This window comes from Streptomyces sp. NPDC002403 (assembly GCF_053593015.1).
Map to the genome: position 1 here is coordinate 82,899 of NZ_JBSFBQ010000003.1, position 23,537 is coordinate 106,435.

Sequence of the window (23,537 nt, forward strand, 5' to 3'; positions counted from 1 at the left end):
CGGAAATGGTCCGTGGCAACATGGCAGACTCCGGCTCCACCGTCGGCATCTGGCACGGAGGTGGAGACCGTCAGCGAAGGAACTGGGCCGCGATCTGCACATCGGACACGAGGCCCGCGTACGGCCGCGAGGCATGCTCCCTCGCCCGCTGCGCGGCCCGGGGGACGCACCGTGGCAAGGAACATCCGTGATGGTCCTCGCTGCTCGCCCCTTCGTCCTGCGCGGTGGCGGGGATGCCCCAGTCGGCAGCGAGAGGAGGGCGTCGCGGGATCGCGTCGCTTCAAAGGACCTGCCCATGAACGACTGCATGCGTCGGTCTTCGTCACGGGTGCCGAACGCGCCCCCGCTCACCGCCCCGTCATCAGCTTTCCGGGTGTCGGTCAGCTTTCGACCTCGGTCTTGTCACCGCCCCAGAGGGTGTGGAAGACGCCGTCGCGATCGATGCGGTGGTAGGTGTGTGCGCCGAAGTAGTCGCGCTGGCCTTGAGTGAGGGCGGCGGGGAGGCGCTCGGCGCGCAGGGAGTCGTAGTAGGCGAGGGTGGCGGCGAAGGCGGGGGTGGGGACGCCCTGGGCAGTGGCGGTGGCGATCACGGTGCGCCAGTCGTTCTGTGCGGCGGCGATTTCCTCTGCGAAGCTCTTGTCGGAGAGGAGGCTTGCCATCCGAGGCTGGGCTTCGTAGGCGCTGGTGATCCTGTCGAGGAACGCGGCCCGGATGATGCATCCGCCGCGCCAGATCGCGGCGACCTTCCCGAGGTCGATGTCCCAATCGTATTGCTCGCTGCCGGCCGCGATCTCGTGGAAGCCCTGGGTATAGGCGACGATCTTCGAGGCATACAGTGCCTGCTCGACCTGGTCGGCGAATGCCGCCGCCTTGTCCTCGCCGAGCTTGCGGGCGGTCGGTCCTGCGAGGTGGCGTGAGGCATCACGGAGGGCGGCGTGGCCCGAGACGGAGCGGGCGAAGACGGCCTCGGCGATGCCGGAGACAGGGACACCCAGATCGAGGGCGACCTGCACGGTCCAACGGCCGGTGCCCTTCTGCTCCGCCTGGTCGAGCACAACATCCACGAAGGGCTTGCCGGTCGCCGCATCGACATGTGAGAGCACTTCTGCTGTGATCTCGATGAGGTACGAGTCCAAGCGCCCGGTGTTCCAGACGCGGAAGATGTCCGCGATCTGCGCGGGGGAGTATCCGGCCACGTCGCGAAGCAACTGGTAGGCCTCGCCGATGAGCTGCATGTCCGCGTACTCGATGCCGTTGTGCGTCATCTTTACGAAGTGTCCGGCGCCGTCAGGACCGATATGCGTGACACACGGGGCGCCGTCCTTGGCCTTCGCTGAGATCTTTTCCAGCATCGGCCCAAGCGATTCATAAGATTTTCTGCTGCCGCCTGGCATGATGCTCGGTCCGTTGAGTGCACCTTCTTCGCCGCCGGAGACGCCGGTGCCGACGAAGTGGATGCCCTGCTCGCGCAACTGGCGCTCTCGGCGGCGCGTGTCTGCGAAGTGCGCGTTGCCTCCGTCGATGATGACATCACCGGGCTCCAAGAGAGGCGTGAACTCCGCGATCACTGCGTCCGTGGCCTCTCCGGCCTTCACCATGATGATCAGACGTCGTGGCCTTTCCAGGGCTGCCACGAATTCCTCGGCACTCTCGGTCGCGATGAAATCGCCCTCATTGCCGAACTGTTCGACGAGTTCGTGGGTGCGGGCCGCCGTGCGGTTGTGTACAGCAACGGTGTATCCGTTGCGTGCGAAATTCCGGGCCAGGTTGCGCCCCATGACGGCAAGTCCCGTGACACCGATCTGCGCTGTGCTGCTCATTGCGGCTCTGCCTGCTTCCGGTTTCGTGGTCCTCGGCAGTTCGGCCGACCACCATGATGGAACGGGCTGCTGAGCTTACGAGGTACAGACGATCGCGGACCGGGAGGCTGTCATGGTGTCGCAAATGATCCCCGGATGGTCGTCCGCACTCTGTGGTACGACCGTTTGGTCCGTGCGGAGCGCGCCCCGAAGGCACGGCATTCCTGGGTACTGCGGCTTCGCCGAACTGCGCGACGTTGTGGGCCATCTTCACGAAGTGCCCGGCCCTGTCGGGGCCGATGTGGGTGGTGCACGGGGTGCCGGGACGGCCTGCTCGGCATCGCCCGGACGGGCTCCCTGTGTATATTAGGCAACTGCCTAGGGTGCCTAGGTGCTTCGACGGAGGTGGCGGATGGTTCGGGCGGGTCTCACGACCGGACGCGTGGTGGAGGCGGCGGCCGATCTCGCCGACTCCATCGGCTTCGACAAGGTCACGATCTCCGCACTGGCCCGCGGCTTCGGAGTCAAGGACGCCAGCCTGTATTCGCACGTCAGGAATCTGCACGATCTGCGGACCCGGGTCGCGCTGCTGGCCGCCGGGGAGTTCATCGACCGGATCGCCGCGGCCGTGGCCGGCCGGGCCGGGAAGGACGCCCTGGTCGCGTTCGCCGGCGCCTACCGGGCCTTCGCCCTGGAGCGGCCCGGACGGTACGAGGCGACGCAGATGCGGGTCGACCCCGAAGTCGTCGCGCAGTCGTCCGCGTACCACCGCACCATCGAGACCACGGGCGCGATGCTGCGGGCCTACGGCCTGTCCGAGCCCGATCTCACGGACGCGGTACGGCTGTTGCGCAGCACCTTCCACGGCTACTGCGCCCTGGAGGCGAGCGGCGGCTTCGGTGCGCCACGCGATGTGCAGACGTCCTGGGAGCGGTCCGTCGAGGCCCTGCACTTCCTGCTGGAGCACTGGCCGTCCGCGACGGACGAGAGGAAGAAGGATCATGGCTGACCGTGCGGTGCCGGAGCACACCGGACATCTGAAGGTGCCCGGTGCGACGCTGTACTACGAGGTGCGCGGCGAGGGCCCGTTGCTGCTGATGATGCCCGGTGGGAGCGCCGACGCGGGGCTCTACGACCGGATGGCGGAGCGGCTGGCCGACAGCTGGAGGGTCGCGGCCTTCGACCCGCGCGGCTACTCGCGCAGCGTTCTCGACGGTGCGCCGGGCGACCAGAGGGCGGCTGTGCACAGCGAGGACGCCCACCGGCTGATCGAACTGCTGGCGCCGGACGGCGGGCCGGTGTCCGTCTTCGGTTCCAGTTCGAGCGCGATCGTCGCCCTGGACCTGCTCGCCCGCCACCCGGAGCGACTGCATCAAGTCGTGGCGCATGAACCGCCGTTGGTGGAACTGATGCCCGATCCGGAACGAGGAAGGAAGCTCTTCGCCGCGGTACGCGAATCCTTCCGCGAGGGCGGGGTGGCCGCGGCTATGGCCACCATGACCGAGGGCCTGACGGACCCGGAGGCGGAGCCGCCGGCCGGGGCCGAGCGAAGGGCCGCGCCCGAACCGTCCGCGCGGGAGGCCGAGGCGTTCCAGCGGATGCGGGCCAACCTTCCGGTCTTCCTGGAGCATGTGCTGTGCTCGTTCAGTGGTTACGCACCGGACCCGGCGGCGCTGCGCCGTGGCGCGGGGCAGCTGGTCATCGGCGTCGGGCAGGACTCGCGCACCCTGCTCACGGCGCTTCCCGGGGCCCGGCTGGCGGACGAAGCGGGCGCCAGGCTCGTGGAGTTCCCCGGTGGCCACACCGGGTGCACCGAGGACCCCGACGCGTTCGCCGAGCGGCTGCGGGCGGTCCTGCTCGACCGGACGCTCCGGGGAACGCTCGGCTGAGCCCCGGAGGGCGGCCCGCGGCTGTCCCTGCGTCAGCCCGCGAACACGGTGTCCTTCTGATCGGGGATCACACTGCCGTCGCCGCGGCGTACCGGCCGCGAGGTCCCGTCCGAGGCGGTGTATCCGGTACTGGCGCACGGATACACACCGTTCATCCGGCCCTTCGGCCCGATGAACATGGGGTTGACCAGCCACTTGCCGTCCGCGTCGTCGTAGGAACGGCACATCAGCTCGGCCTTGTTGCGGTTGAGGGCCAGTCGCAGCCCGGTCGCGTCACGGAGCATCGACACATCCGTGTCGGAGTCCCCGGCGGCGAACACCGGCCGCTTCGCGGGGGCCTGCACCCGGGAGGCGGCGGCGCCGCGCACGCCGAAGATCTCCTTGTTGATCCAGCAGCGCTTGCCGTCGATGTAGGTGATCTGCGAGTCGTCGCCGGGGCGTTCGGTGCCGCAGGAGCTCAGGTGCGAGGTGTGGCGGCCCCGTTCGGTGGTGGACCGGATCCCGATCACGTTCCCGGGCGCGACGTCCACACCCCTGGCCCAGACGTCGACCACGGGCTGCGGCGAGGCGGAGACGATCCACACGTCGAACCCGGCCCGGCGCAGCGTGCGGATCAGATCGCGCTGCTGGTCGTAGTAGCGGACGTAGCCGGTGGCGTCCGTGGTGCTGCCGACCTTCTGGGTGGCGCCCACGGGGGCGGCCAGGTTCTCGGCGCGGGCCGCGGCGGCGAAGGAGCGCACCTGCGCCGGCGTCCAGCCGTGGGTCAGCTGCGCCAGCCAGGCGTACGAGGGCTCCATCGTGCGCCGGTCGTAGCCGGTGAAGGCATCCTGCCCGGAGGTGGTGGTGGCCTCGCTGTAGACCGAGAGGATCTCGTCGGCGCAGGCCGTGTCGGTCGCGGTCGGCAGGGTGCGGTCGGGGCCGGTGCCGTCCGGGCAGGCGGCCCGCAGCGACCTGGCCGCCGCGTCGGTGAGGTAGCGGCTGGTGGTGCGCCAGTCTCCCCGCTCGGGCCGGCGGAACCGGGAGTTGCGCAGCAGCCAGAACATCGTGGCGTCACCGACGTCGTTCTTGATGACGGTGTTGTCCCAGTCGAAGACCGCCACCGGCGCGGCACGGCCGTCGAGGTGGTGGCGTGCGCAGCTTCCGTACCGGTCGATGAGCCCCTGGACACGGGACTGGTTGGCCCCGTACCAGCCGGTGGACACGGTCAGCCGCGGGCAGGAGCGGCCGGGAGCGGGGAGGTCGTGGGCCCGGGCGGGTGCGGTGACGGCGGTGGTCAGGGCCGCCGTGAGCGCGAGTGCAGTGACGGCCGGCCGGGCGGCGGACCGGAGTGCGGGACGGAGCTGAGGCACGCGAGGACACTCCTGTGGTGTGGGCGGTCTCCGCGGACGCGGGACGGGACGCCCTGCAGTCAGTCCCGTCCCGCGTCCGCACACGGTCTAGAGGGGTGTGACGTAGGCGCCGGTGAGCCCGCCGTCGACCAGGAAGTCGGTGGCGTTGACGAAGGAGGAGTCGTCGCTGGCCAGGAAGGCGACGGCGGCGGCCATCTCGGTGGGCTCGGCGAACCGGCCGGCCGGGATGTGCACCAGCCTGCGCGCGGCCCGCTCCGGGTCCTTGGCGAACAGCTCCTGGAGCAGCGGGGTGTTGACCGGGCCGGGGCAGAGCGCGTTGACCCGGATGCCTTCCCGCGCGAACTGCACACCCAGTTCGCGCGACATGGCCAGCACGCCGCCCTTGGAGGCGGTGTAGGAGATCTGCGAGGTGGCGGCGCCCATCCGGGCCACGAACGAGGCCGTGTTGATGATGGAGCCCTTGCCCTGACGGCGCATGTAGGGGATGGCTGCCTTGCAGCACAGGTAGACGGAGGTGAGGTTGACCTCCTGCACCCGGCGCCAGGCGTCGAGGCCGGTCTCCAGGATGGAGTCGTCCTCGGGCGGCGAGATCCCCGCGTTGTTGAAGGCGATGTCGACCGAGCCGTACGTGTCGAACGCGGCCTTGAACAAGGCCTCCACCTGCTCGGCGTCCGTGACGTCGGTACGTACGAAGAGGCCGTCGACCTCCTCGGCGGCGGCCTTGCCGCTCGCCTCGTCCACATCGGCGCAGACGACGTGCGCGCCCTCGGCGGCCAGGCGCCGGACGGTGGCCAGTCCGATGCCGCTGCCGGCTCCGGTGACTACGGCGGTGCGGCCGACCAGGCGGCGGCAGACTGCGGTGGTGTCGGTCATGGTGTTCAGGCCTCCGTGCTGATGAAGACGTTCTTGGTTTCGGTGAAGGCGGTGAGTGCGTCGGGGCCGAGTTCGCGGCCCAGTCCGGACTGTTTGTAGCCGCCGAAGGGGGTGGCGTAGCGGACGCTGGAATGCGAGTTGACCGAGAGGTTTCCCGCCCGCAGGCCCTGACCGACCCGCAGGGCACGGGCCACGTCCCGGGTCCAGATCGACCCGGCCAGGCCGTACTCCGTCGCGTTGGCGAGCCGTACGGCGTCCGCCTCGTCGTCGAAGGGCAGCACCACGGCGACCGGTCCGAAGACCTCGTCGACGGCGACCGGGGCGTCCGGCGACACCCCGGCGAGGACGGTCGGCGGGTACCAGAACCCCGGGCCGTCGGGCGCCGAGCCGAGGATCGTCCGTACGCTGTCCGGCAGCACGTCCACGAACCCGCTCACGCGCTCCCGCTGCACGGCCGAGATCAGCGGTCCCATCTGGGTCTTCTCGTCCGACGGGTCACCGACCACCACGGCGGCGACGGCCGGTGCCAGCAGGTCGAGGAAGCGGTCGTGGACCGTGCGCTCGACCAGGATGCGGGTCCGGGCGCAGCAGTCCTGGCCGGCGTTGTCCAGGAAGGACATCGGGGCGGCGGCCGCCGCGGCCTCCAGATCGGCGTCGGCGAAGACCACGTTCGGGCTCTTGCCGCCGAGCTCCAGGGTGAGGCGCTTCACGCGATCGGCGCAGCGGGTCATGATGTGCTTGCCGGTCCGGGTGGATCCGGTGAAGACGATCTTGGCGACACCGGGGTGGTCCACCAGGGCGGCGCCGGCCACCGGACCCTCGCCGGGCAGTACCTGGAACAGCCCGGCGGGCAGCCCGGCCTCCAGGGCCAGTTCCGCCAGGCGCAGCGCGGTCAGCGGTGTGGTCTCGGCGGGCTTGAGCAGGACGGCGTTGCCGGCGGCTAGTGCCGGAGCCACGCCCCAGGCGGCGATCGGCATCGGGAAGTTCCAGGGGGCGATGACGCCGATGACGCCGAGCGGCTCCAGGACGGTGAAGTCGATGCCGCCGGCGACGGGGATCTGACGGCCCAGCAGGCGTTCGACACCGCCCGCGCAGTAGTCGAGGAGGTCGCGCACATTGCCGGCCTCCCAGCGGGCGTTGCCGATGGTGTGACCGGCCTCGCGGACCTCGGCGAGGGCCAGTTCCTCGATGTGTTCGTCGACGACGGCGGCGAACCGGCGCAGCAGCCGGGCACGGTCGGCCGGTGCCGCCGAGGCCCAGACACGCTGGGCGGTGGCGGCGCGGGCGACGGCCGCGTCGACGTCGGCGGCGGTGGCGGCCGGGACGGTGGCGATGACCTCGGCGGTGGCCGGGTTCAGGATGTCCAGGCTGTGCGGTGCGGACTGTTGGGACACGTACGGGCCTCGATCGGGGGTGAGGGACGGGGCGGAGGTCACAGGCGCTCGAAGGAGCGTCGCAGCTCCCAGTCGGTCACGGCGGCGTCGTAGGCGGCGAGTTCGACACGCGCCATGTTCAGATAGTGCGCGACGACCTCCTCGCCGAACGCCTCCTTGGCGATGGGGCTGGCCTCCCACAGGTCGGCGGCCTCGCGCAGGGTGGTCGGAACCTGTTCGTACTCGGAGGTGTAGGCGTTGCCCGTGCAGACCTCCGGCAGCGCCAGCTCGTGCTCCACGCCGTACAGCCCGGCGGCGACCAGTCCCGCGGTGGCGAGATACGGGTTGACGTCGCCGCCCGGCAGCCGGTTCTCGAATCGGCGGGAGCGGCCGTGACCGACCACACGCAGCGAGCAGGTGCGGTTGTCGTGCCCCCAGGCGACGGCGGTCGGTGCGAAGGAGCCGGGCTGGAACCGCTTGTAGGAGTTGATGTTCGGCGCGTACAGCAGCGAGAAGTCGCGCAGGGCGGCGAGCTGTCCGGCGAGGAAGTGCCGCATCAGGTCCGACATGCCGTCCGGTCCGTCACCCGCCATCGCGTTGTCACCGCTGCCGTCGGTGAGCGAGAGGTGGATGTGACAGGAGTTGCCTTCGCGCTCGTCGTACTTGGCCATGAAGGTGAGCGAGACGCCCTCCTGCGCGGCGATCTCCTTGGCGCCCGTCTTGTAGATCGCGTGCTGGTCGCAGGTGATCAGCGCCTCGTCGTAGCGGAAGGCGATCTCGTGCTGGCCGAGATTGCACTCGCCCTTGGCGGACTCGACGGTCAGCCCGGCCGCCTGCATCTCGTTGCGGATGCGGCGCAGCAGCGGTTCGACGCGGCCGGTGCCGAGGATGGAGTAGTCGATGTTGTACTGATTGGCCGGGGTCAGTCCCCGGTAGCCGCGGTCCCAGGCCTGTTCGTAGCTGTCCTTGAAGACGATGAACTCCAGCTCCGTGCCCACCTGCGCCCGGTAGCCGAGGCCTGCCAGCCGGTCCAGCTGCCGGCGCAGGACCTGGCGCGGCGCGGCGACGACCGGACTGCCGTCGTTCCAGGCGAGATCCGCGACGAGCAGCGCGGTGCCCTCGTGCCAGGGCAGCAGGCGCAGGGTGGCGAGGTCCGGCAGCATCGCGAAGTCGCCGTAGCCGCGCTCCCAGGAGGACATGGCGTAGCCGTCGACGGTGTTCATCTCGGTGTCCACGGCCAGCAGATAGTTGCAGCCCTCGGTGCCGTGCTGCAGAACCTCGTCGAGAAAGAACCCGGCGGCGAACCGCTTGCCCTGGAGCCGGCCCTGCATGTCGGGAAAGGCCAGGACGACGGTGTCGATGGAGCCGCTCGCGACGAGTGAGCGCAGCTCCTCGACGGCGAGCGGGGGTGTGCGGTCTGCCACGGGATTCCTCCTTGGGTGCACCGAGATCCATAAGGTATGACAGAGAACCATTGCTTGGGAAGAGGGCTGCCCGATGGCGGCGAATCTGCCCCTGTGCGTCGTCCTGTTCAGTCGTCACGCGCATGGCGCACATCCGCAACCAGCGTTTAACGCGTGCCTCTTGTGTTTCCCCTGGTGTTCCATAAAGGTGTGGCGGTGAACCTTTGAACCGATGAGCCTTTGATGTAAACCCTCTTCGCCTCCCACGCCTCGACGCGGCGCCGTCGACCCACAACTGGAGTGCCCCATGGTCCAGGGAACCGACACCTCCACCAGCCCACCCGGCGGTACAGCGACCGGCACGGACGAGTACCTGCACCGTCGCACCCTGCGCAGGGGCAGCGCCGGCTGGCTCCTGCTGACCGGACTCGGTGTCGCCTATGTCGTCTCCGGCGACTACTCCGGCTGGAACATCGGCCTGTCCAAGGGCGGCTTCGGAGGACTTGCCGCGGCCACCGTGCTGATGGGCCTGATGTACGCCTGCCTGGTCTTCGCGCTGGCGGAACTCTCCGCCATCCTGCCCACCGCCGGTGGCGGCTACGGCTTCGCGCGCCGCGCCCTGGGCACCTGGGGCGGCTTCCTGACCGGTACGGCCATTCTCATCGAGTACATCCTCGCCCCCGCCGCCATCTCGCTGTTCATCGGTGACTACGTCGAATCCCTCGGCCTGTTCGGGCTGACCTCCGGCTGGCCCGTACACCTCGCCTGCTTCGCCGTCTTCATCGGCATCCACCTCTGGGGCGTCGGTGAGGCGCTGCGGTTCAGCCTGATCGTGACCGCCGTCGCCGTGGCCGCTCTGCTGGTCTTCGCCATCGGCGCGTTCACCGATTTCGACGCCGCGCGTCTCGATGACATCCCGGTGGACAGCGGCGCGTTCGGCTCCTCGTCCTGGCTGCCCTTCGGGCTGCTCGGAATCTGGGCCGCCTTCCCCTTCGGCATGTGGTTCTTCCTGGGGGTCGAAGGCGTGCCGCTCGCCGCCGAGGAGGCCAAGGACCCGGTCAGGTCGATGCCCAAGGCGCTCGCCATCTCGCTGACCGTGCTGGTGGGGCTCGCGGTGCTCACCTTCCTCTCCGCCACCGGGGCCCAGGGCGCGAAGGCCATCCAGGAAGCGGGCAACCCCCTCGTGGTCGCGCTGGAGGGCAAGGGCGGTCCCACCGGCCTGAGCCGCTTCGTCAACTACGCGGGCCTGGCGGGCCTGGTGGCCTCGTTCTTCTCGCTGATCTTCGCCGGGTCCCGCCAGCTCTTCGCGCTCTCCCGGGCCGGCTACCTGCCGCGCTTCCTCTCGCTGACCAACCGTCGCAAGTCTCCTTACCTCGGTCTGCTGATTCCCGGCGCGATCGGTTTCACGCTCGCCGCCTGGATCGGAAACGGCGGCCGGATGCTGAACGTCGCCGTCTTCGGCGCCACCATCAGCTACGCGCTGATGGCGCTCTCGCACATCGTGCTGCGCCGCCGCGAACCGCACCTCGAACGGCCCTACCGCACACCCGGCGGCGCGCTCACCTCGTCCGTGGCGTTGGTACTGGCATGCTCGGCACTGGTGGCGACCTTCCTGGTGGACCGCGACGCGGCGTTCATCGCTCTGGGTGTGTACGTGGTGGCGCTGGCCTACTTCGCGTTCTACAGCCGACACCGCCTCGTCGCGAGCGCCCCGGAGGAGGAGTTCGCCGCCCTCGCGGCGGCCGAGGCAGAGCTGTCGAGGGACTGAACCAGACTGCGAAACAAGGGTGTTGTCCCCGCACCCGCCCCTGCCACGTGCGTACGCGGCAAGGACCCGCACCACGACCGAGCAGCGAACGAACCAGAGGAGGGGCTCCATGACCCGGCCCGTCATCGGCATCAGCACCTATCAGGAGCCGGCCCGGTGGGGCGTGTGGGAAATGCCCGCCGCCCTGCTGCCCGCCTCCTACCCGCGCCTGGTGCGGGCGTCCGGCGGCCTTGCGGTGATGCTGCCCCCCGACGACACCGCCGACGCGGCCCGGGAGGCGGTGGCGGCACTGGACGGTGTGGTGATCGCCGGTGGTGCCGACGTCGAACCGGCACGCTACGGCGGGACGCCCGATCCCCGCACCGGCCCGCCCGCCCGCGCACGGGACGCCTGGGAACTCGCCCTGATCGGGGCGGCGATCGACGGGCAGGTCCCACTGCTGGGCATCTGCCGGGGCATGCAACTGCTCAACGTCGCTCTCGGCGGCACCCTGCACCAGCACCTGGACGGTCACACCGGAGGCACCGGCGTCTTCGGTGAACACACCGTCACTCCCGCTCCCGGCACGGTGTACGCGGCGGCGGTCGGGGAGCCGGCCGTGGTGCCCACCTACCACCACCAGGCCGTGGACCGCCTGGGATCCGGACTCACGGCAAGCGCGCACGCCCCCGACGGCACCGTGGAGGCCATCGAACTCACCGGCCACGAGAGCCTGGTGCTGGGGGTCCAGTGGCACCCCGAAATGGGCGAGGACATCCGGGTCATGACCGCCCTCGTGGAAGCGGCGGCCCGACGCCGATCCGCCACCGGGGCGGGCGCGCCCGTACCGTGACCGCCGGACGGGCCGGTGCGGGGGAGCGAGGGTGCACTCTTGTCATCAGCCTTTGCCTGCACATAAGTTGGGCGCTTGCGACGTGTCCTACTGTCAGTGGGGGAGCCAAGCCATGGCCGCGAACGGACGGCACCGCAGATATCAGCCCAGCCGGATCAACCGTGCCTCGCTCACGGTCACCGCGGGCGGTGCGGGCATCGCGCTCCCGCTCATCGCAGCCGCCTCGGCGGGCGCCGCCTCGACTGATGTCTGGGAGAAGGTCGCCGCCTGCGAGTCCACCGGCAACTGGCACATCAACAACGGCAACGGCTACTTCGGCGGGCTGCAGTTCAGCCGGTCGACCTGGTCGGCGTACGGAGGCACGGTCTACGCCCCGCGCGCCGACCTGGCCACCAAGGACGAGCAGATCGCCATCGCCGAGAAGGTGCTCGACGCCCAGGGACCGGGCGCGTGGCCCAGCTGCTCGACGAGGGCGGGGCTGACCAGGGGCGGGGACACCGCCGACATCAACCCGCAGTCGCAGCGGACCGGGCAGGTGCGGGCGCCCGGCAAGGCCGCCCCCGGCAAGAGCACCGCGGGGAAGCCGACGACGAAGCGCACCTCTGCCCCCGCCACGCCGACCACCGTCCCCGGCAAGCGCGAGTCGTACACCGTGGCACGCGGCGACTCGCTCTCGGCGATCGCGGCGGCGAAGCAGGTCCGCGGCGGCTGGCAGCACCTCTACACACAGAACCGTGAGGTCGTGGGCGACGACCCGGACCTCATCCTGCCCGGCCAGCGCCTGAGCCTGGACACGGCACGGTCGCCGAAGGCGGTGCCCCGGACGGGTACGCCCGCGCAGGCGGAGCCGAAGCCCCGGACGGCCACCGTGCCGAAGCAGCGTGCGGCCGCGTCGCAGCACCAGGAGGCGAAGCCCCAGCAGCAAGCGGCCGGGCCCGGGCTCCGGGCGGCGAAGCCGCACCACGACACCGCGAAGCCGAAGCCGCACCCGAAGAAGACCGGGAGTCACCGTCCGAAGGAGCGGACGGAGAACCACTCCGGTCTCGTCGCCCCCGTGGCGGCCGGCATCGGCACCCCGTACCACCAGGCCGGTTCCTGGGCCAGCGGCTATCACACCGGGGTCGACTTCCCCGTCCCGACCGGCACGTCGATCAGGGCGGTGGCCTCCGGCACGGTCGTCTCGGCGGGCTGGGGCGGGGCGTACGGCTACCAGGTCGTCATCCGGCACAGCGACGGCAAGTACAGCCAGTACGCCCACCTGTCCGCGCTGCATGTGCGTGAGGGCCGGCACGTCTCAGCGGGCCAGCGGATCGCCCGCTCCGGCTCCACCGGGAACGTCACGGGCCCGCACCTGCACTTCGAGATCCGCACCGGCCCCGGCTACGGATCGGACATCGACCCGCTGGTCTACCTCAGGGCGGGCGGCGTCAGCGTCTGAACGGCCGCGTCGTCGGGATCGGCGGACCCCGCTGACGAGCCGTCCCGCCGCTCCGTGCCGGTGTACGACGACGCCCCCGGACCGAACGCCACCCGGCCCAGACACTCCAGCGGCATCAGTGTGGGCAGGGCACGCGCCGAGGAGGACGTATCCGGGGCCGCTTCGAGAGCCACGGCGGGCGTCGGGGCCGCGGGCGTCAGGAAGACAGGCACCTCGCCCCCCGCGTCCGTCCCGCCCACCGGCGTCTCCGTGAGCCCGCTGCCCGCCGCCTGCGCGGCACGGTGCTCCGCGCCCAGCCGCTCCGTCGTGAGCAGTATCAGGCCGCCCGCGGCGAGCACCGCACAGGCCGGCGCGAGCATGGTCCCGGCCGTGCCGTGCCGGAACTCCTCGCCGAACATGGTGAGGCCGACGACCGCCGCTATCACCGGGTTCACCACGGTCACCGTCGCCAGCGGGGCGGTCAGCCCCGCACCCCGGTACGCGGCCTGGGAGAGCAGCATCCCGGCGGCCGCGAAACCGGCGATCGCCACCAGTGCCGGCAGCCCCGTCACCAGGGCGCCGGAGGTCCAACCCACCGCCACCGTCTTCACGAACACCGAGGCGATGCCGAACGCGATGCCCGCCGCCCCGGCCAGGATCACGCTCCGTACCACCGGCCGGCGCACGCCCACGGAGATCAGGGCGAGCAGGGCGACCGCGCCGAGCGCCGCACCGGCGACGATCAGCTGATCCGTGCCGTTCAGGGAGTGGGACTCGGCGTTCCCCGTGAGCGCGAGCAGGCCCGCCAGGCCGACGCTCGCCATGATCGCGCCCCGCCACGCCGTGGCTCCCGCCCGACGGCGTACGAAGAGCGCCGCCATCGGCAGGGCGAAGACGATGGTCAGCGCTCCGAGCGGCTGGACGAGACTGAGCGGGCCGTAGGCCAGGGCCACGACGTGGAGCACCGCGCCCCCGCCGTTCAGCGCCACGGCGGCCCACCAGGCACGGTTGCGCAGCGGTGCGAGTGAGCGGTCGTCGCCGGTCGTCGCCACGCGCTCCTGGACGATCGCCCCGGCCGCGTACGCGACCGCGGAGACCAGTGACAGCAGCACGGACAGCGCAAGGGAACTCATGTACACCACGATGTCTCTTCCACGCGGCTGCGTCGTCGTCCTTGAGACGGCGATTCGGCGTACTGCTTTGGTAGTACGGCCGTAGTCCCAGTGTCCTCCTGCGGAGGGTAGCTCTCCCCCCGGAGAGCTCAGCCCTCCCGGAGTCCTCGGCCCGCGGGGGGATACGGTGAACGGCGGGCCGTGGCGCGTCAGGGGCCGCACGGGTCGGGGCCGAAGGCCGGAATGCCGAGAAGGAGCGCAATCGATGGACGGGTCCGCGGCGGCCTCGGTGGGCGGATTCTTCGCGCTGCGGACCACCGCGCCGCCCGGCGGGACGCACCGCCCGCTGGCGCGGCTGTACGCGGGGGAGCAGGACCCGCTCACGGCCCGGATCGACACCGTCGCCACCCGGCTGGACACCTCCGAGCGGCGAGTGGCCGCCTCCGTCGCGCACCTGGGACTGGCTTCCCGCCTCTGGTCGATCGCCCTCGGACCGGCAGTCCTGACCGGAAGCTTCCCCGGTCTCCCGCCCGCCGCCCTGCACTGGGACCCGCGGCACCCGGCCCCCGACGAACTCTGGCTGGCCGGCACCGGATCGCTGCCCGGCACCGCCTGCCGGATCAGGGAAGCCGTCCAGTACGGCCACCTCGTTCCCCTCGCCGAGGCGATCCACCGGGACGGCCCCCTGTCCGACCGGCTGCTGTGGGGCAACGCGGGGTCCGCGCTGGCGGGAGCGGTGCGCCAACTCGTCGCCTGGGCGCGGACGCACCACCGCCCCGACGTGGCCGCGCGGGCCCGCGCACTGGCCGCCGAACTCTTCGACCACCCCGACCTCCGGCACACCGGCGCCCCGCACGACACGGCGTTCCGCCGGCGCAGCTGCTGTCTGTACTACCGCACACCGGCCAGCGGCCTGTGCGGTGACTGTGTCTTCGAGAGCGTCTGACACACCGTCGCCCCATCGGATACCGGCGCACTCGACCCTCAGTTTGTCATGTACCTGGACATCGACTCGGGTGTCGTGCTGTCATGCCAACTGCCGTTCCTTCCAACGTTGTACAACCTGTCGCAACGAGCCGCCACCCTTCCTCAGCTAGGAGGATCCGTGCGCATCAGAAAGAACCTGGTACTGCTTCTCGCCGCAGTTCTCGGCGCCGCCGGTCTGACCGCCGTGCCCACCGCATCCGCCGCCCCCGACCCCGCCGGCTCCGGCGGAGTGCGGGGCCTGAAGGGCGAGTACTACACCCAGTCCGCCCCCGGTGCCTTCGACTTCGGGCAGCTCAGGGCGACCGGATTCGACCCCGCCATCGACTTCCCGACGCTGGAGCCGCGGCTGGCCTCGGCCACCGGGCAGAGCGACGACGTCAGCATCCGGTGGACCGGAAAGATCGTGCCGGAGGAGACCGGCGCCCACGTCTTCTCGATGATCGGCGACAACGGCTTCCGGCTCTGGATCGACGGGAAGCCGGTCATCGACCACTGGGTCGACGACTGGGAGAAGGAACAGACCTCACAGCCGGTCGAGTTGACCGCGGGCAGGGCCTACGACCTCAAGGTGGAGTTCTTCGAGCACCAGGGAGGATCCAACCTCCACCTGAAGTGGACCGAACCCGGCGGCAGCAAGGTCCCGGTGCCGCAGTCCGCCTTCCGGCTGCCCGACGGTTTCGCGTACGACGGGGCCATCGCCGCCACCGTCCTCGCCGACGGCCGCACGCTCAAGCTGGACTTCGCGCAGGAACTCGCGCCCCTGCCCGCCGGGCTGGTGAACCACCTGGACGCCGTCATAGGCGGCGCCGAGTGGCCGCTGGGCGCCGCCGAGGCCGACCCGTCCGACCCGCGCAGCCTCACCGTCGCCCTCGAGGAACCCGTGGTCGGCAACAAGGCCGGGGACGCCAAGGGGCTCGCCGATGTCCGGTACGACGGCGCGGGGGGACTGGCCGGGGAGGGCGGGAAGGCCGTCGGGGCCTTCTGGTCCAGCGGGCCGAACCGCTCCACGTACGAGCTCCGGACCGAGTGGGCCGCCGAGGTCGGGCCACGCAACGCGCAGCCCGAGTACCCGCGGCCCCAGCTGACCCGGGACGACTGGCAGAACCTCAACGGCACCTGGGAGTTCGCCGCGGCGAAGGCGGGGGAACGGCCTCCGGTCGGCAGGAAGCTCGGTGAGAAGATCCTCGTCCCGTATCCGGTCGAGTCGCAGCTCTCCGGGATCGAGCGGCACGAGGACCGGATGTGGTACCGCCGCACCTTCACCGTCCCCGAGGGCTGGAAAGTGGGGGCGGGCAAGCGGCTCCGGTTGAACTTCGGTGCCGTCGACTGGCAGTCCGAGGTGTACGTCAACGGCAGGCGGGTCGCCGAACACAAGGGCGGCTACGACAAGTTCAGCGCCGACATCACAGACGCGCTGAAGCCCGGCCGCACCCAGGAGCTGATCGTCGGCGTCCACGACCCGACCGACTCCGCGGACGGCGAGAACCCGCCGATGGGCAAGCAGCGTCTCGATCCGAGCGGCATCTGGTACACCCCGTCGTCCGGGATCTGGCAGACGGTGTGGATGGAGCCGGTCGCCGCCGATCACGCCGATTCCCTGAGCATCACCCCCGACGTCCCGGGCGGGAAGGTCACCGTCGAGGTGCGCGGGGTGCGGGACGGGGTGCCCGTCACGGCGACCGCGTACGACGGGAGGCGCAAGGTCGCACGGGTCACGGGACGCACCGGTGCCGCGCTGGACCTGCCCGTGCCCCACCCGCATCTGTGGTCCGCGGACGACCCGCATCTCTACCGGCTGGAGCTCACCGTCGGATCCGACCGGGTCGGGAGCTACTTCGGGATGCGGTCGATCGCCGTCGAGAAGGTGAACGGCACCCCGCGCACCGTCCTCAACGGCAAGCCCGTCTTCCTGATGGCCACCCTCGACCAGGGATTCTGGCCCGACGGGCTGCACACCGCGCCCACCGACGAGGCCCTCGCGTACGACCTGCGGATGCACAAGGCGATGGGGTTCAACTCCGTCCGCAAACACATCAAGGTCGAGCCCGACCGCTGGTTCTACTGGGCGGACCGGCTGGGCCTGCTGGTCTGGCAGGACATGCCCGCGATGAACACCGTCGACCCGTCCGCCGCCGCCCGGGCCGAGTACGAGCGGGAGATGAAGGAGATGATCGACGAACACTCCGGTCACCCCTCCGTCGTCATGTGGGTCACCTTCAACGAGGGCTGGGGCCAGTACGACCAGGCCCGCATCGCCGACCAGGCCAAGTCCTGGGACCCGACCCGGCCGGTGAACAACATGAGCGGGTTCAACTGCTGCGGCGCGGTGGACGGCGGCAACGGCGACATCGCCGACGCACACGGCTATCCGAGCCCCGCGCTGCCCCGGTCCGACGGACGACGCGCCCTGGTCAGCGGCGAGTACGGGGGGCTCGGCCTGGCCGTACCCGGGCACGCCTGGGCCGTGCAGCAGTCGTACATCGCAGTCGAACCGGCCGGCTACACCGACGACTACCTGGCCAGGCTGGACGAAGTACGCAAGCTCGCCTGCCAGGGCAGCAACGGCGCCGTCTACACCCAGATCTCCGACGTCGAGGGGGAGTTGAACGGGCTCCTCACCTACGACCGACGGGTCGTCAAGCCCGATGTCGAACGGATCAGGAAGGCGCAGGAGGCGCTCGTCCGCGACGCCTCGCGGCCGGTCGTGGCGGGGTGTCCCGCCGCCTGACCCGTCACAGTGCCGCGGCCCGTCCCGTCCGCCCGGGACGGGCCGCGGCGTTCGTGTCCGAACCCTTGACGCCCCTCACCGGGGACCCAAGAATGATCGCGCTCTGACAACGTTGTCCAAGGAGGAGTTCCCCATGCACCGGACCCCACGGCCGCGGCTCCGCGCCCCGGCGGCCGCACTCGCCGCCGTCGCGCTCCTCGGCGGCTTCCTCACCACCGGGGCCACGGCCCAGGCCGCGCCCCGTATCGACGGACAACTGACCGACCTGGTCAACCCGTTCATCGGCACCCAGAACGAGGGCAACACCTACCCCGGTGCCTCCGTGCCGTTCGGCATGGTGCAGTTCTCCCCGGACACCGGCCACAACACCGGCTACGACTACGGCGAGAACCACATCCGGGGCTTCTCCACCGTCCATCTCTCCGGCGTCGGCTGCGGGCTCGGCGGCGATCTGCCGGCCCTGCCCACCACCGGCGACATCACGGAGACCGACTACGCCGAGTACGCCGCGGAGTTCAGCCACGACGACGAGAAGGCGAGCCCCGGCTACTACCGGGTCGGACTGAAGACCGGCATCGACGCCGAGCTCACCGCGAGCCCCCGCACCGGTGTGCAGCGCTACACCTTCCCCGCCACCGACAAGGCCAACGTCCTGCTCAACGCGGGCCAGTCGCTGCACCGGACGCTCTCGTCGGAGGTGGAGATCCTCGACAGCCGGACGGTACGGACCACGATCACCGGCAGCGGCTTCTGCCAGGACACCAAGCCGTACACCCTCTACACGGTCACCCGCTTCGACCGGCCGTTCACCACCTTCGGCACGTGGAACGGCGACACGGTCACCGAGGGCACCAGGAAGTCCTCCGCCGCCGGCGCCCGCAACGGAGCCTGGCTGCGCTTCGACACCACGAAGGACCGCACCGTCGAGGCCACCACCGCGCTGAGCTACGTCGATGCCGACGGCGCCGCGCTCAACCTCCGTACCGAGGTCGGCCGCAGCTTCGACCGCGTTGAGCACGCCGCCCGGCAGGCCTGGGAGAAACGGCTCGAAGGCGTACGGGCACGGGGTGGCAGCGAGCAGCTCCGCCGCACCTTCTACTCCTCCCTCTACCGGTCCTTCCTCGCCCCCAACATCGGCAGCGACGCCGACGGCCGCTACACCGGATGGGACCGGAAGACCCACCGCGCCGTCGCCGCCGACGGAGCCTTCACCTACTACCAGAACTGGTCGCTCTGGGACACCTACCGCACCCAGGCCCAGCTCCTCTCCCTCCTCGCCCCGCGCGAGTCCCGCGACATGGCGCTCTCGGTCCTGCGCATCGACGCCGAGAGCGGCTGGCTCCCCAAGTGGGGCTACGGCACGGTCGAGACGAACATCATGACCGGCGACCCGGTCACCCCCTTCCTCACCAACGCCTACCAGCAGGGGCTGCTCAAGGGGCATGAGGAGGAGGCGTACCGGGCTCTGAAGAGGAACGCCGACGGGGTGCCGCCCGCCGGCTCCGCACCCGTGGGCCGCGAGGCCAACGTCCAGTACCTGAGGGACGGGTTCGCCCCGTACATCAAGGGCCGGCCGCACGCCAAGCCCGGCGACTCGGACTACGACCACGGCGCCTCCGCCACCCTGGAGTACGCGCTGTCCGACGCGATGCTCGGCGAGATGGCCCGCGACCTCGGCCACGAGGCCGACGCCGAGCGGTACGCGGAACGAGCTCAGAACTACCGGAAGATCTTCGATCCCTCGACCGGCTTCTTCCGCGCCCGAGACACCGCCGGAGCCTTCACCGGCCCCGCCGACCCGGCCGGGAGCGAAGGCTTCCACGAGGGCACCTCCTGGCAGTACCAGTGGCTCGTCCCGCAGGATCTGCCCGGCATGGTCGGGCTGATCGGCGGGAAGGACGCCGCCAACCGGCGACTCGACTCCTTCTTCGCCTACGACAAGCTGCTCGCCGACCCGGCGAGGACCGCGCGTGAGGTCTGGGTGAACGGCCCTTACGCGTACTACAACGCCGACAAGTACAACCCGCAGAACGAACCCGACCTGATCGCCCCGTACACCTATCTCTCCACCGGCCGGCCCTGGCAGACCACCGATGTGGTGCACGCAGCCCTGACCCTGTTCACCGACACCCCGACCGGCATGACCGGCAACGACGACCTCGGCACCATGTCCGCCTGGATGGTGCTGTCCGCCATCGGTGTCTTCCCGGTCCAGCCCGGCACCGACACCTGGGGCCTGTCCACGCCCGCCTTCGAGCGCGTCGACCTGAGGCTCGACCGCCGCTACTACCCGCACGGATCGTTCACGGTCAGCGCACCCGGCACCTCCGCCACCGACCGCTACATCCAGTCGTCCCGCCTCGACGGCACGGCACGTACGCGCACCTACCTGACCACCGACGACATCCGCTCGGCCCGCTCGCTCTCCTTCACGGTCGGCAGCGAGCCCTCGTCCTGGGGCACCGCCACCGCGGACGCCCCGCCCGCACTGGGCTGACCGGTGGTCGTGGGGCGGGCGGCGTCCCGCCCGCCCCACAGCTCAGCTGCTGAGTTCGAACTCGGCCCGGATGCGCTTGCCCACCGGCACGCGCTCGGCGGTCAGCCGGTCGCACAGCGCCACCACGATCTCCATGCCATGGCCGCCGGGGCGCGTCGGGTCGGGGGAGTAGAACAGCGGCAGCGCGGTGCTGGAGTCGTACACCGTGACGCTGACGCGCTCCGCGGTGCCCTCCAGCTCCAGCAGGTACGGGCCCTGGCTGTAGCGGTCGGCATTGGTGACCAGCTCGCTCACCGCCAGGAGAAGATCGCTGCGGGTGTGCTCACCGAAGACCGCGAGCCACTCGGCGGCCAGCCGGACCAGGAAACGGTCGGCCAGCGCCCGGGCCTGCGCGATGCAGCCGGGCTCGCCGTCGAACACCTCGGCGCTGTGCAGAACCTCCGTGGACCGGTCCGGGCAGGGGCGGCCGGCCGGTCGCGAGGTGACCTGTTCGTTCATGTGCTCCAGCCAGGGCGACGCAGGGGTGTTCGGTGACAGCTTCTCGGTGTCCGCCTACCCGCGACGAACGGTCCCACTCCGGGAAGGACCCGGCAGTTCTCAGCCATGGCCGGGCCCCCCGGCCATGGTGTCCGTGACGAGTGGTTCCGCCGCGGCGCGCGCGGGCGCATCGGGGGCGACCGGCAGCGTGAAACGGATACGGGTGCCTTCGCCGGTCTCCTCGTCCAGCCAGATCCGGCCGCCGTGGAACTCCACGATCTTCCGGCACAGGGCCAGACCGATGCCCGTTCCCTCGTACTCGTCCCTGCCGTGCAGACGCTGGAAGATGACGAACACCTTCTGCGCGGACTCCGGCGCGATGCCGATGCCGTTGTCCGCCACCAGGAAGTGCCAGTCCTCGCCGTCCCTTGCGCAGCCGACGGAGATCCGGCACGGTACGTCCGGGCGGCGGAACTTCACCGCGTTGCCGATCAGGTTCTGCCAGACCATGGAGAGCGCCGTGGCGTCCCCGGTCACCTCGGGCAGCGCGCCCTCCCGTACGACCGCGGCGCCGGACTCCTCGACGACCAGCGCGAGATCGGCCAGCGCACGGTCCAGCGTCCGGTCGAGAGCGACCGGCTTCCACTTGTCGTGCACCCGGCCCACACGCGAGAAGGCGAGCAGATCGTCGATCAGCACCTGCATCCGGTCGGCACCGTCCACCGCGTAGTCGATGTACTGCCGGGCCCGGTCGTCGAGCGAGGCCGCGGCCCGCTTCTCCAGGAGCCGGCAGAACGAGGCGACCTTGCGCAGCGGCTCCTGGAGATCGTGCGAGGCGACATAGGCGAACTGCTCCAGCTCCGCGTTGGAGCGGCGCAGCTCCTGCGCCTGCTCCGCCAGCAGCTTCTCGCGTTCCCGGGAATCGGCGAGCTCCTCGACGATACGGCGGCGCATGTCCTCGACGGCCGCCGCCACCGCGCGCACGTCCGAGGGGCCGGTGATCTCGATCCGGCTGTCGAACGACCCCGAACGGACCGTGTCGGAGGCGGCGGTCAGCCGGTTCAGCGGGCGGCCCACCGTCCGGTGCAGCAGCAGTCCCAGCGAGACCACGGTCAGCAGAAAGCCCACGACCAGCGCGATGAGCACCTGGTCCCGGGTGGTGCGGGCGGTGCCCAGATCGGCGCGGGCCCGGTCGCGGGCCACGTCGAGATGGGCCTGCTGGGCCGTGTACAGCCGCCGCAACGTGTCGAACTCGTCCTTGCTCTGCCGGATCGGCACCGAGGACTCGGAGGCCGGGCCGTCCCGGCGGACCGCGGCGACCAGTGGCTCGGCGTGCCGGCCCCGCCACTCCCGCGCGGCTTCGGCGATCCGGTCGAGATCGTCGGCGAAGGGCTGCTCGTCACCGACGAGCGCCCGCACCCGGGCCAGCCGCAGCCTCTCGTCCCGCATCCCCTGCTCGTACGGGCGCAGGAAGGTCGCATCACCGGTGAGCGCGAAACCGCGGACTCCGGTCTCCTGCTCGAGCAGGGCGTTCTGCAGCTGGAACGACGACGAGCGGGCGGGCTGGATACGGTCCACCAGCTCGGTGGTGCGGTCGGATATCCGGGACAGCACGAGGCCGCCGACGACCGATCCGGCGCAGACGATCAGCACGAAGAAGGCCAGGATCAGATGCACCCGGTGCTGGACCGACAGGCGCGAGGCCGGGCCGCCCGCGTCACGGCCGCTCACAGCCCGCCGCTCCGTCCCCAGCCCAGGTGGAGCACGGCGACATCGTCCGCGAGGCCGCCGTACGGGGACGCGGCCCCCGCGGCCCCGTCGACCAGTGCGTCGACGAAGGCACGGGCCGCCAGTGACCCGTGCCGGCGGGCCATCGCCAGCAGCCCCTCCTCACCCAGCCGGGAACCCGGGCCCGAGCGCCCCTCGAAGAGACCGTCGGTGAACAGGACGGCCCGGCCGTCCCCGGGAAGCGACAGCTCCGAGACGCTCCACCGCCCCGTCCCCGCCCCCGGCACCAGACCCAGCGCCATCCCGGGCTCGGGCTCCTCCCAGCTCACCCGGGCACCACTGCGCAGCAGCAGCCCGGGGTGCCCGGCCCGCACCACCCGCACCCGGCGCCGGTCCGGAGCGAAGGCCAGCGAGGTGACGGTGGCGAAGACATGCGGGTCGGAGCGCTCGGCGACCAGGATCTCCTCCAGCAGCCGGACCTGTTCGAGCTGGCCGGTCGCGCACAGCACCGCCGTACGCCAGGCCACCCGCAGACAGACCCCCAGCGCCGCCTCCGCCGCCCCGTGTCCCGACACATCGCCGATCACCGCGTGCACCGTGCCGTCGGACGTCTGCACCACGTCGTAGAAGTCCCCGCTCAGCAGGGCGTGCGCCCGGCCCGGCTCGTACCGCGCGACCGCCTCGAAGGAGTCGTCGTGCAGCAGCGGCACGGGCAGCAGACCGCGCTCCAGGCGGGCGTTCTCCTGCGCCATCAGCCGGTTGGCACGCAGCGCCGCCGCCGCACGCTCGACCTGCTTGCGCTGGAGGGCGTACCGCACCGAGCGGCCCAGCGCCTCCGGATCGAGCCGGCCCTTGACGAGATAGTCCTGGGCGCCGGTGGCCACGGCCGACAGCCCCGTATCGGCCTCGGCCCGGCCGGTCAGCACCACGATGGCCGCGTCCGGCGCCGCCTCGACGATCTGGGTGACCGCGTCGAGACCGAACACATCGGGCAGATGCAGATCGAGCAGTACGCAGCACGGGGTCCGGCTGCCGGCCAGGAACCGGCGGGCCTCCGTCAGTGTCTTGCACCAGGTCAGCGCGGAGTCCAGCTCGCTGTCCGCGAGCATCTCCTCGACCAGGAGCGCATCGCCCGCGTCGTCCTCGACGAGCAGGATCACGGCGTCGACGTCCCACACCGAACCGGTGCCGGCCGGGGCAGGACCCGGCTGCACGGGGATGGCGTCGGAACGCGCGGGATTCGCCGGAGAGCCGCCCGCGGGGAGCCCGGTCACACTGCACCCCCTCGTACGTACGGCACGGCAC

17 protein-coding genes are annotated in these 23,537 nt (G+C 71.0%); 8 read left to right on the forward strand and 9 right to left on the reverse strand.

Features of this window, described 5'->3' with window-relative positions:
- Nucleotides 1-380: 380 nt before the first annotated feature.
- Nucleotides 381-1,820: an NADP-dependent phosphogluconate dehydrogenase gene (gndA, locus tag ACWCPY_RS05005; RefSeq protein WP_451262912.1), complete on the reverse strand. Its 1,440-nt coding sequence runs from the start codon at nucleotides 1,818-1,820 to the stop codon at nucleotides 381-383.
- Between the two features lie 391 nt (nucleotides 1,821-2,211).
- On the opposite strand from gndA, the gene ACWCPY_RS05010 reads away from it, so the two are divergent.
- Together ACWCPY_RS05010 and ACWCPY_RS05015 are read left to right on the forward strand one after the other, a co-directional pair.
- On the forward strand, nucleotides 2,212-2,808 hold the full coding sequence (locus tag ACWCPY_RS05010) for a TetR/AcrR family transcriptional regulator (RefSeq protein WP_451262914.1): 597 nt from the start codon (nucleotides 2,212-2,214) through the stop codon (nucleotides 2,806-2,808).
- Entirely contained in the window at nucleotides 2,801-3,688 is an 888-nt protein-coding gene (locus tag ACWCPY_RS05015) for an alpha/beta fold hydrolase (RefSeq protein WP_451262915.1), read from the forward strand. Before ACWCPY_RS05010 ends, ACWCPY_RS05015 begins: the two co-directional genes overlap by 8 nt.
- A gap of 32 nt (nucleotides 3,689-3,720) precedes the next feature.
- On the opposite strand, the gene ACWCPY_RS05020 is transcribed toward ACWCPY_RS05015, so the two are convergent.
- From ACWCPY_RS05020 to ACWCPY_RS05035, 4 genes are all read right to left on the reverse strand, one after another.
- Nucleotides 3,721-5,037, reverse strand: coding sequence for a haloacid dehalogenase-like hydrolase (locus tag ACWCPY_RS05020; protein WP_451262916.1), 1,317 nt, complete (start codon nucleotides 5,035-5,037; stop codon nucleotides 3,721-3,723).
- A gap of 87 nt (nucleotides 5,038-5,124) precedes the next feature.
- Nucleotides 5,125-5,910 (reverse strand): 3-oxoacyl-ACP reductase, encoded by a 786-nt coding sequence (locus ACWCPY_RS05025; protein WP_353791529.1) that lies wholly within the window; start codon nucleotides 5,908-5,910, stop codon nucleotides 5,125-5,127.
- Between the two features lie 5 nt (nucleotides 5,911-5,915).
- Nucleotides 5,916-7,304 carry an aldehyde dehydrogenase family protein gene (locus ACWCPY_RS05030; protein ID WP_451262917.1) on the reverse strand — a complete coding sequence of 463 codons (1,389 nt, stop codon included), beginning with the start codon at nucleotides 7,302-7,304 and terminating at the stop codon, nucleotides 5,916-5,918.
- Between the two features lie 38 nt (nucleotides 7,305-7,342).
- Nucleotides 7,343-8,707 carry a glutamine synthetase family protein gene (locus tag ACWCPY_RS05035; RefSeq protein ID WP_451262918.1) on the reverse strand — a complete coding sequence of 455 codons (1,365 nt, stop codon included), beginning with the start codon at nucleotides 8,705-8,707 and terminating at the stop codon, nucleotides 7,343-7,345.
- A 286-nt stretch (nucleotides 8,708-8,993) separates the two neighbouring features.
- Between ACWCPY_RS05035 and eat the strand changes: the two genes are divergently transcribed.
- From eat to ACWCPY_RS05050, 3 genes are all read left to right on the forward strand, one after another.
- Nucleotides 8,994-10,454, forward strand: coding sequence for an ethanolamine permease (eat, locus tag ACWCPY_RS05040; RefSeq protein ID WP_451262919.1), 1,461 nt, complete (start codon nucleotides 8,994-8,996; stop codon nucleotides 10,452-10,454).
- Nucleotides 10,455-10,563: 109 nt separating this feature from the next.
- A complete protein-coding gene (locus ACWCPY_RS05045) occupies nucleotides 10,564-11,286 on the forward strand; it encodes a gamma-glutamyl-gamma-aminobutyrate hydrolase family protein (RefSeq protein WP_451262920.1) in 723 nt (240 codons plus the stop codon).
- A gap of 112 nt (nucleotides 11,287-11,398) precedes the next feature.
- Complete coding sequence (locus ACWCPY_RS05050; protein WP_451262921.1) at nucleotides 11,399-12,724, forward strand: transglycosylase family protein; 1,326 nt, start codon at nucleotides 11,399-11,401, stop codon at nucleotides 12,722-12,724.
- Here the strand turns inward: ACWCPY_RS05050 and ACWCPY_RS05055 are convergent.
- Nucleotides 12,694-13,845, reverse strand: coding sequence for a DMT family transporter (locus tag ACWCPY_RS05055; RefSeq protein WP_451262922.1), 1,152 nt, complete (start codon nucleotides 13,843-13,845; stop codon nucleotides 12,694-12,696). The genes ACWCPY_RS05050 and ACWCPY_RS05055 overlap by 31 nt on opposite strands.
- A gap of 235 nt (nucleotides 13,846-14,080) precedes the next feature.
- On the opposite strand from ACWCPY_RS05055, the gene ACWCPY_RS05060 reads away from it, so the two are divergent.
- From ACWCPY_RS05060 to ACWCPY_RS05070, 3 genes are all read left to right on the forward strand, one after another.
- Nucleotides 14,081-14,761, forward strand: a complete 681-nt coding sequence (locus ACWCPY_RS05060) for a (2Fe-2S)-binding protein (protein WP_451262923.1) — start codon at nucleotides 14,081-14,083, stop codon at nucleotides 14,759-14,761.
- 159 nt (nucleotides 14,762-14,920) lie between these two features.
- Nucleotides 14,921-17,530 carry a PA14 domain-containing protein gene (locus ACWCPY_RS05065; RefSeq protein ID WP_451262924.1) on the forward strand — a complete coding sequence of 870 codons (2,610 nt, stop codon included), beginning with the start codon at nucleotides 14,921-14,923 and terminating at the stop codon, nucleotides 17,528-17,530.
- Between the two features lie 133 nt (nucleotides 17,531-17,663).
- Complete coding sequence (locus ACWCPY_RS05070; RefSeq protein ID WP_451262925.1) at nucleotides 17,664-20,027, forward strand: GH92 family glycosyl hydrolase; 2,364 nt, start codon at nucleotides 17,664-17,666, stop codon at nucleotides 20,025-20,027.
- 42 nt (nucleotides 20,028-20,069) lie between these two features.
- Here the strand turns inward: ACWCPY_RS05070 and ACWCPY_RS05075 are convergent, their stop codons facing one another.
- The 3 genes from ACWCPY_RS05075 to ACWCPY_RS05085 form a co-directional block, all read right to left on the reverse strand.
- Complete coding sequence (locus tag ACWCPY_RS05075) at nucleotides 20,070-20,525, reverse strand: ATP-binding protein (RefSeq protein ID WP_072488966.1); 456 nt, start codon at nucleotides 20,523-20,525, stop codon at nucleotides 20,070-20,072.
- A gap of 99 nt (nucleotides 20,526-20,624) precedes the next feature.
- A complete protein-coding gene (locus ACWCPY_RS05080) occupies nucleotides 20,625-22,235 on the reverse strand; it encodes a sensor histidine kinase (RefSeq protein ID WP_451262926.1) in 1,611 nt (536 codons plus the stop codon).
- Entirely contained in the window at nucleotides 22,232-23,506 is a 1,275-nt protein-coding gene (locus ACWCPY_RS05085; RefSeq protein ID WP_451262927.1) for a PP2C family protein-serine/threonine phosphatase, read from the reverse strand. The genes ACWCPY_RS05080 and ACWCPY_RS05085 overlap by 4 nt, the downstream gene beginning before the upstream one ends.
- Nucleotides 23,507-23,537 lie beyond the last annotated feature (31 nt).